7 protein-coding genes and 3 pseudogenes are annotated in these 7,742 nt (G+C 66.7%); 3 read left to right on the plus strand and 7 right to left on the minus strand.

Annotated features, from left to right (window positions below; translation table 11 throughout):
• Positions 1-565: 565 nt before the first annotated feature.
• Positions 566-847 carry a hypothetical protein gene (locus AB0C16_RS39410; protein WP_357691152.1) on the plus strand — a complete coding sequence of 94 codons (282 nt, stop codon included), beginning with the start codon at positions 566-568 and terminating at the stop codon, positions 845-847.
• Between the two features lie 600 nt (positions 848-1,447).
• On the opposite strand, the gene AB0C16_RS39415 is transcribed toward AB0C16_RS39410, so the two are convergent.
• Positions 1,448-2,419, minus strand: a complete 972-nt coding sequence (locus AB0C16_RS39415; protein WP_357691154.1) for a hypothetical protein — start codon at positions 2,417-2,419, stop codon at positions 1,448-1,450.
• Between the two features lie 108 nt (positions 2,420-2,527).
• Between AB0C16_RS39415 and AB0C16_RS39420 the strand changes: the two are divergent.
• Positions 2,528-2,648 (plus strand): annotated as a pseudogene (locus tag AB0C16_RS39420) (IS630 family transposase); the annotation flags it as partial.
• A 221-nt stretch (positions 2,649-2,869) separates the two neighbouring features.
• On the opposite strand, the pseudogene AB0C16_RS39425 reads toward AB0C16_RS39420, so the two are convergent.
• The 5 genes and pseudogenes from AB0C16_RS39425 to AB0C16_RS39445 form a co-directional block, all read right to left on the minus strand.
• Positions 2,870-3,297, minus strand: a pseudogene (locus tag AB0C16_RS39425) (transposase); the annotation flags it as partial.
• Between the two features lie 556 nt (positions 3,298-3,853).
• Positions 3,854-4,795 (minus strand): annotated as a pseudogene (locus AB0C16_RS39430) (FAD-dependent oxidoreductase); the annotation flags it as partial.
• Positions 4,796-4,944: 149 nt separating this feature from the next.
• Positions 4,945-5,190 carry a hypothetical protein gene (locus AB0C16_RS39435; RefSeq protein ID WP_357691156.1) on the minus strand — a complete coding sequence of 82 codons (246 nt, stop codon included), beginning with the start codon at positions 5,188-5,190 and terminating at the stop codon, positions 4,945-4,947.
• On the minus strand, positions 5,130-5,846 hold the full coding sequence (locus tag AB0C16_RS39440) for an NAD(P)-binding domain-containing protein (protein ID WP_357691158.1): 717 nt from the start codon (positions 5,844-5,846) through the stop codon (positions 5,130-5,132). Before AB0C16_RS39440 ends, AB0C16_RS39435 begins: the two co-directional genes overlap by 61 nt.
• On the minus strand, positions 5,765-6,034 hold the full coding sequence (locus tag AB0C16_RS39445) for an NAD(P)-binding protein (RefSeq protein ID WP_357691160.1): 270 nt from the start codon (positions 6,032-6,034) through the stop codon (positions 5,765-5,767). Before AB0C16_RS39445 ends, AB0C16_RS39440 begins: the two co-directional genes overlap by 82 nt.
• 80 nt (positions 6,035-6,114) lie before the next feature.
• Here AB0C16_RS39445 and AB0C16_RS39450 point away from each other — a divergent pair, with 80 nt between their 5' ends.
• On the plus strand, positions 6,115-6,462 hold the full coding sequence (locus tag AB0C16_RS39450) for a metalloregulator ArsR/SmtB family transcription factor (RefSeq protein ID WP_357691162.1): 348 nt from the start codon (positions 6,115-6,117) through the stop codon (positions 6,460-6,462).
• A gap of 225 nt (positions 6,463-6,687) precedes the next feature.
• Here AB0C16_RS39450 and AB0C16_RS39455 read toward each other — a convergent pair whose 3' ends face one another.
• On the minus strand, positions 6,688-7,680 hold the full coding sequence (locus AB0C16_RS39455; protein ID WP_357691164.1) for a hypothetical protein: 993 nt from the start codon (positions 7,678-7,680) through the stop codon (positions 6,688-6,690).
• Between the last annotated feature and the right edge of the window lie 62 nt (positions 7,681-7,742).

The raw sequence follows: 7,742 nt of genomic DNA on the forward strand, positions 1-7,742 counted from the left end.
TCGTCAACGGGCAGTTCGGGCACTACGGTGAGCACGGGTGTGCCTTCCCGACCGACGTTGGCGCGTCGGCCTTATCTCGAAACCATGATCAGATGATTCGGGAAGGTACACCCTTCCCATCAGATCCACAGGTTTCGATCATTGCTCAAGCGCGATGCAGCGGCAGCCAAACCACCAAGCCGATGCGAGCTGGGGGCAGTGCAACCGATGAGTACATAGGTGAGCTGTTTGTTCGGGCGAGGGGAGCGATCAGGTGCACCTTCTCTTGCAATGACGAAAGTGTGCCTGATCCAAATTGGCACCAGGTTCGCCCGTTCCAGGCAGAGGGCCCGATAGAGCGAGCCGCCCGGAAGGGGCATGGAACGAGCAAAGACCTTAGGAATCCGTCTGGTGTAGCTTCTCTGTCCGAATCGTTACGTCGGAGTATGGGAGATGGGAAATGGCTAGGCGAGTACGTGGACGAAAAGCATGGATCGTGACATGGGAGTGGGCTGGGAATCATGCCGCCGTCCGTCAAGAAGATGTGATTGCCGCTATCCGGCCACCGCAGACGGGACCGGCAACCATGAAGCTCCTACTAGAGGTCCTCTATGCGGCTCGCGAGTACGAGGCAGTCGACAAGTTCGATGCCCTCAACCGCAACCCCTATCGGGCTCACTATGGATCCGTCACAGTTGACTTGCCAGGAGAGGGGGAGGTGCAGATTGCATATATGGGACGAATCACATGCGGTCACAACCCGTACCTCATGGCGCGGCTCGTGGACAACTTGCGGTTGAAGGATCCGGCAGACCCGATGGCGGGATTGGAGTGGGACGAGCGCCCGCCGCCGAGGGACAGGAGGTGATCAGGCTCGTCACCTCCTAGTACTCTAGCCGCATTTAATCCGTCGAAGGCCCGCATCTGGACCCGCTGGGGCGGACAACGGCCAGGACGCGCGTGCGGGTGCCGCTGGCCCTTCCGTCGGCGAAGGCCAGCTGGAAACACGTTGTCGGCGCAGCCCACGGACGTACTCGCCTGAGCGAGGCGGCAGACTCCTCACCTGAGCCGCCCAACGTTTCGGCCCCGAGCCAACGGCGGGCAGAGCCACTCCAGCCGGCCGTTCAGTTCAATGCCGGCGGGCACAACCCGCGGGACCCGTACGTGTCCCCACTGTTGGGCGACCTGGCCGATTTCCGGCCCACCATCCTGCTCTCGATTACCCGCGATCCGCTGTTGCTGGACACCGTCCGCAGGCACCGAACTCTTCGCGCCGCAGGCGGGGTCAATTGCGCCTCTTTGAGACCGCCGGCCACGGCCAGTTCCTCGGGCGGGCCCCGAGGAACATGAACCCGCACATGCCGTCGTTCATGGACCGTGTGGGGCGTGGTCGTCACCTGTGAGAATGAAAACCAGCAGGTTGAGCTGCTTCAGCGCATGGTCAAGGAGGGCTACAAGGTTCGCGCCCTTATGTGAAGTCTATGAAGAACGATCCGCTGCTGTCATTACAGCTGGAATCTGGTGCGGGCTCCAATTCCACTCGCGGTGGAATCCCGACCACCCCCAGTTCGTCCAGCCCCTCCAGCTGCAGTTCGCACGAGCCGCAAATGAGTCGCTCCGGGTAGAAGACAAGCGCTTCCTCAAGGAGCTCCTCTATGTGCTCCATCGGCCCTGGCTCGTGCGCTAGCGCGAACTCCGGCTCCACGCGCCCCAGGAGACCCGCCTCGGGATGTTGGCACGCGGGGCATCGCGCATGGATGTTGCGAAGGCGCTTCCCCATGTTCTCAGGGGCAAGAGCGACGAAGTTGACCGTGAATTGCCGCGCGTCGCCGATGGTGGCCTGCAGCGATTCAGGGATCTTGGCCATTAGTGTCCCTAGACGCCTCTTCGCGGCTGCGATCTTACGATTGACCGCATGAGTGGCGTCCGATAGCGACTGACTGATGAGCGAGTCGACCAACTCAGAGTGTTGTCCCCACCGCTCTTCTGGATCAACTTCGAGCGCATCGTACAGTTCGTGGGCGAACCTCAGGAACACAGCCAGAAGGTGTCTCGTACCGGCTGCGTCTAGGTATCCGACGTGGACGACACCGTCCCGGACGTCGATGAGCTGATCGAGCGCAGGACGCGGTGTTTGGATAGTGATCAACTGGTCGACACGGGCGAGTGCCTCCTTGGCCCCGATCGTTCGAGGTGCACCCAGTTTGCGGGCATGGACGCCTAGGCCGGTCAGATGGAGAAGCGAGTCGAAGTGCCCGTTGCGAACCTCCACCAGCAACGCTGGATGGTTGTCAAATAGGTATGCCTTGCTGAGGTGCTCCAGCGCAAACGCCGCATTGGTGAGGATCATCTGCTCGTCCCCGTCCACGTATGCGATCAGCGCGCGTCGGGAGAAGTCGTTCGCGGAAGCCAGCAATTGTTCACGGCTAAGGACGGCCACCGCACCAGGCTAGTCCTGTAACCGGAAACGATCAGCAGGTTGGCATGCAGAATGCCCCTGCCGATTGGATGGGTGCTGGTCACGTTCGATCGGCACCCAGGAAATCAGGTGACGCAACCGGTCAAGGTTCGCAGACTCACGGAGAGAGGGACAGAAGCTGCAGCAGATCGTGCGACGCGGCACGATGAGTACGGGCCGGTACCGGCGGGCGATGATCCTGTTGGCCTCGGTCGGCGGTCGCGCAGACTCTAGGGGAGCCGACCCGGCGGGAGGTCAGCGGCCAGCCTTACCGTCCACGAGACGCCCAGGGCGTCCTGAGCGCTGTAGGAGATACCGGCCGTTCATCCAGCCTCACGGGTGGGCCCTGCTGGCGGCAGGGCGCCAAAGGCACCCGATGTTCCGCAGTTTGTGGGCATGCGCGGCTTGATCACTGGGCGCTGGCCCTGGTCGGGGTAGCTGGGTCAGGGCGAGCCGGGTGGCGTCGATGTGGTCGGCGGCGGTGTTGGAGCTGGCGTTTCCGGGTCGCAGCAGCAGAGCCAGCGGGTCGCCGGAGCCGTCTTGGCCGTGGTCGGCGAAGACGGTCATCGGGTGGAAGCCGAGGGTCTTCTTCCAGGTGGGGGCGGCGTGCTGCTTGTCGGAGTGGGCGATGATGATGGTGGCGTCGATGTCGAGCGGGATCAGCTGTCCGTCGGCTCCGGGAGCCCGGGCTCCGGCTAGTTGCCAGGCTCGCTGGCGTGCGTCGGTGCGGCGGTCCGGATGGCTTTCAGTGCTCGGGCTGGGTCGGCGGCGAGGCGGTCGATCAGCCGGGAGACCGTGGGGTCGGAGGCGACGTGCCCGAACAGGTCGGGCTGGGAGCGCAGTAGTGCGATGTCGGCTAGTGCTGTGACCGGAAACGATCTCCGGGTTGGGTGAGGGCGCCAAGCTGCCGGTGTAAGAGGTCGGCCGCCCCAGCGGATGCCCTCTCGCTGCGGATGCGGGCGCCTGGCGGGTGGCAGTGCGCACCAGCGCCGCCCGCTGGCCCGCCCCGGTGCGGGACCCGCCGGGCGCGGAGACTGATCCCGGTGGCCAGGCCCACCCGCTGCTCCTGGGCCTCGGCCAGGCTGGAGGAGCACACCCGGTCTCCGGCAGGTCCAGCTGCACGTCCCGGGCGGCTTCCCAGTCGCCGGCCAGGGCGGCGACGACGGAGCGGGCCTGCTCGTAGCCCGTGGCGAGCAGGAAGGTCGGGGCGCGGCCGTAGCTCTTGACCCCGACGGCGTAGTAGCCGTCTTCGGGGTGCGCGAGTTCCTCAGCTCCGTGCGGCGGCACCGTGCCGCAGGAGTGCGCGTTCGGGTCGATCAACGGTGCGAGCGCGCGGGTGGAGCCGAGGATCGGGTCGAGGTCCAGGCGCAGCTCGCCGGCGATGGCGTGGTCGGGCCGGTAACCGGTCGCGCTGACGATCTGGTCTGCCGTCACGCTCTGCTCGTGGCCGGACGGGTCGCGGCTGATCACCCGCACCTGCGCGCCGTCGCGTTCGATGGCGTGGGTGAAGAAGCCGGTCACCAGGCGGATGCGTCCGCTTTCGACGTGGGCGTGCAGGCGGGTGCCGAGCGCGCCACGGGCGGGCAGCGCGTCCGCCTCGCCGCCGCCGTAGGCGCGGCTGGCGTTTCCGGCGCGGATCGCCCAGGTGATCGGGGTGTCCTCAAGCTGGGCGAGGGCGAGCAGGGTGGTGGCGGCCGAGTGGCCGGCGCCCACGACCAGGACGTGCTTGGCCGCGTAGCGGTCGCGGTCGGCGCCGAGCACGTCGGGCAGCGCGTGGTCAACCAAGTCAGCGGCGTCGGCTTCGCCGTGGGCGGGCAGGCCGGAGGTGCCGAGCACGTCGGGGGTGGCGTAGGTGCCGGAGGCGTCGATGACGGCGCGGGCGTGCAGCTCGCCGCCGTCGGCCAGCCGGATGAGGAACGGCGCCGCGTCGCGGCCGGAGGTGCGGACCCGGTCGTAGCCGAGCCTGCTGATCGCGCTTACCTTCGCGCCGGTGCGGACCCGGTCACCGAACAGCTTGGCCAGCGGCGCCAGATAGTCCTCGATCAGCTTGGCCCCGGTGGGCAACCACTCCGCATCGGGCGCGCTCCAGCCGGCGGCCTCCAGCCGGCGGCGGGCGGCGGCGTCGATGTTGTACTTCCACGGGCTGAACACCCGGACGTGGCCCCACTGGGCGACCGACGCGCCCGCCTGCTCGCCGGCCTCCAGCACCACGAAGTGGAGGCTCCGTTCAGCGAGGTGGGCCGCCGCTGCCAGGCCGATCGGGCCGGCGCCGATGACCACGATGGGCAGGTCACCGGGCTGTGCGGCCTGGCGACTGGGCTCGAGCTCGACTGCGGTGAGACCGCAGCATCCGCTCATGGTGTTCTCCTCATCGTTACGCGGGCCACCCCGGCCCGCACTGGTTTGAAATCTGTCTAAGTGATTTTGACGACAGGATGCCCGATAAACTTAGAGCCATGCCAAATTAGAGATGCATCGAATCAGCAGGTGTGCGGAGGTGGCGCCGCTCACGCGCGGGCGTGCCGGCGCGTTTCGCGCAGGTGGCGGGCGAGCACGGCGACAACACGGCGGGCATCGGCGCCGACCCCGCGCAGCGTGTTGGAGGGAGTGCGCTGCCACTCCAGGCCCAGGTAGCCGAGACCGGGATGGGTCACGGACAGGCCGCGGCGCTGTCGCGGGTGCCCACCGGCGTCTACAGCGCCGAGGTCGGTGAGGTAGGGCAGGTTCGGCCGGTAGCCGGTGGCCAGCAGCACCGCATCGACGCGCTCGCAGCCGCCGTCGGGCCAGACGCGTGATCGCCGTCGAGCCGGGTGAACATGGCCCTGCGCGTGTAGCGGCCTTCGCGCAGCGCCCGGCGGTAGCGGCCGTCATCGAGCACCGGCGAGGCGGGCGGAGCCTCCGCGCGGGCCAGCGGCAGCCGGTCGAACCCGGTCAGGCGGAACCAGAAGTGCAGGTCCCTGCCCAGGGGGCGCTGCTCGACGAAGCGGATCGGCGCCCAGCTGGCCAGCGTCACCCGGCGATCGGCGGCCAGCTCGTAGGCGATCTGGACCGCCGAGTTGCCCGCCCCGACCACGAGGACGTGCTCGCCCGGCAGCGAGGCCGGCGAGCGGTAGTCGGCGACGTGCAGCACCGGGCCGGTGAAGGTGTCCAGGCCAGGCAGGGCGGGCCGGTGCGGGCGGTCGAAGGAGCCGCTGGCCGCGATGACGGCGGGGGCGGTCAGCTCCTGCTCGTCGGCCAGGTGTACGAGGAAGCCGCTCGCGCCGGACTCGCCGGCGGGGCGGACGACCCCGACACGGGCGAGGGTGCGCAGCTCGGCGCCGCGTTCAATTAGGGCGGCGGCGTAGCGCTCCAGGTAGGTGACGACCTCGTCGCGGTGCGGGTAGCGCTCAGGGTCGCCAGCGAAGGGCATGTCGGGCAGGCCGCTGTAGCGGGCGAGAACAGGGCGAGGCTGTCGTAGTAGCGCGGCCAGGACCCGGCCGCCCGGCCGGAGGCCTCCAGCAGCACGGGCCGCAGCCCCTGCTCCAGGGCGGCCTGCGCGGCGGCCAGGCCGGACTGCCCGGCCCCGACGATCAGAATGCGGTCATTGTCGATGGGCATGCCGTAGAATATACCGTCATTTTATAATATGTCAATAAGTTGATATGAAGGTAGGGTGCGGTGGACAGGAGGGAGCAGGCATGGCCGAGACCACGACACCACCAGGCGCGCCGACGGACGCGACGGCGGGTACCGCGTGCGCGCCGCAGCTACCGCATGCCGCCCAGGACTTCCTCAAGGCCCTGGCCAACCCCGGCCGCCAGCAGATCATGCTGCTGTTCGCCCAGGGCGCCGAACTGTCGGTCAACCAGGTCGCCGAACGCGCCGGCATCAGCCAGTCCGCCGCCTCCCAGCAACTGGCCCTGCTGCGCCGTGGCGGCATCGTCACCTCACGCCGCGACGGCAAGGAAGTGCTGTACTGGGGCGACCGCGACGGCGTCGCCCGCATCCTCGGCGACCTGCAGGACTATCTGAAATTCTGCTGCTGATCACCCCTGGCCGCGGCCACTCGTCAGCTTGAGGCATGATGTCCCAAGCCTTCAGTTCGGCAGGAGAGCCCGAGCTCATGGACCGGGCGGCAGCGCCGCTCCTTGTCGACACTTCGAGCGCTGAACTTCGGGTGCCACCGGCATTCGGACGCGGCGCCTACACGGTGCGTGCCCTGCCGTACCACGTGCTGGGCCTGGACGCTGACGTCACAGCGGAGTGGCCTGTCAGTCGTTGCCGTAGTCGGGCTCCTCATAGATGTCTGTGACATCGCCCTCGGCTTCGAACTCTTCCGGCAGACCTGCCTGCTTGATCAACTTGTAGCCCATCAAAACGAGGTGGCAGGTGGGGCAGCTGAAATACTCCGCGCCAATCGTCAAGGTGACCTGGATGTCATCCGGCTCGTCGCTGTAGGACACCTCGGTGTCGAGGACGTCTTCTCCCTCGAGGGTTCCGGTTGCCGCACAAGCAGGGCATTTAGCGTCCGCGTCGTAGCCCAGGCTCGCCGTCAGGTCGAGGTCGCTCTGCCATTCCCGCGCGACACGGGCGGGCAGGTTGCCATCCCTGTACTGCTGGAGTCGTTGCTTGGCTCGTTCGATGAGTGCTTGCGTGCGCTGCTCGACGTTCTTGGCGTCTTGTTCGAGGTAGTCCTGCACGACGCCCATGCGGTCCATACCGACGAAATCGCTGAGATCCTTGTCCAGCGCCGTGATCAGCGTGGTCGCCTGCGCCCAATACCTTGGCCACCAGGCGTGGGCGGGGATCGCCATGAAGCCCGATCCGCTGCTATGCAGGTATTCGTTGCGGCCATTTATGATCTTGGTGGCTTCGGCCTGGTCAAACGGTTTGAATGCTTTGTGGCACCGTATAAAGAGGGTTTTGGCCTTTACTGAGGTGAAGCGGGCGTCGCCGACTACGAGTCCCGTCGCGATCAACAGGTTCGTCCCGTCCTCAGTGGGCTCAGCCACTAGCAGAGGCGAGACCTTGGCCAGAGCGGCCTTGGCGAGTAGTTCGAGCGCCAGAGCCGCCCAGAGCGCTTGCTCGTCGAACGATCTGAAATCGTCGTCCATAGCTCGGTTGATGAACAGCTTAGCCTTGATCCACAATGCCTCGTGGTCATACGGCGAGGTCATGGCGTATCCATTCAGGCTCGTTGTTGATCGTGTCTGGTTTGGGGTAGACGCGCCGGTTTCGCAGTGATTGTGGATGTTGTCAGGCAAGGATCGTAGTTTGAGCTCGTGTCCGACCCCCGGGACCCCAGCCGTGAGGAACTGCTGGCTGC

The sequence above is a fragment of the Nonomuraea sp. NPDC048916 genome (assembly GCF_040649575.1).
Classification (GTDB): domain Bacteria; phylum Actinomycetota; class Actinomycetes; order Streptosporangiales; family Streptosporangiaceae; genus Nonomuraea.

Bases quoted from the DNA above. Each gene is read 5' to 3' on its own strand.
- AB0C16_RS39410 (WP_357691152.1), top strand. From the start codon at position 566: ATGAAGCTCCTACTAGAGGTCCTCTATGCGGCTCGCGAGTACGAGGCA.
- AB0C16_RS39445 (WP_357691160.1), bottom strand. From the start codon at position 6,034: ATGCCCATCGACAATGACCGCATTCTGATCGTCGGGGCCGGGCAGTCC.
- AB0C16_RS39440 (WP_357691158.1), bottom strand. From the start codon at position 5,846: ATGCCCTTCGCTGGCGACCCTGAGCGCTACCCGCACCGCGACGAGGTC.
- AB0C16_RS39450 (WP_357691162.1), top strand. From the start codon at position 6,115: ATGGCCGAGACCACGACACCACCAGGCGCGCCGACGGACGCGACGGCG.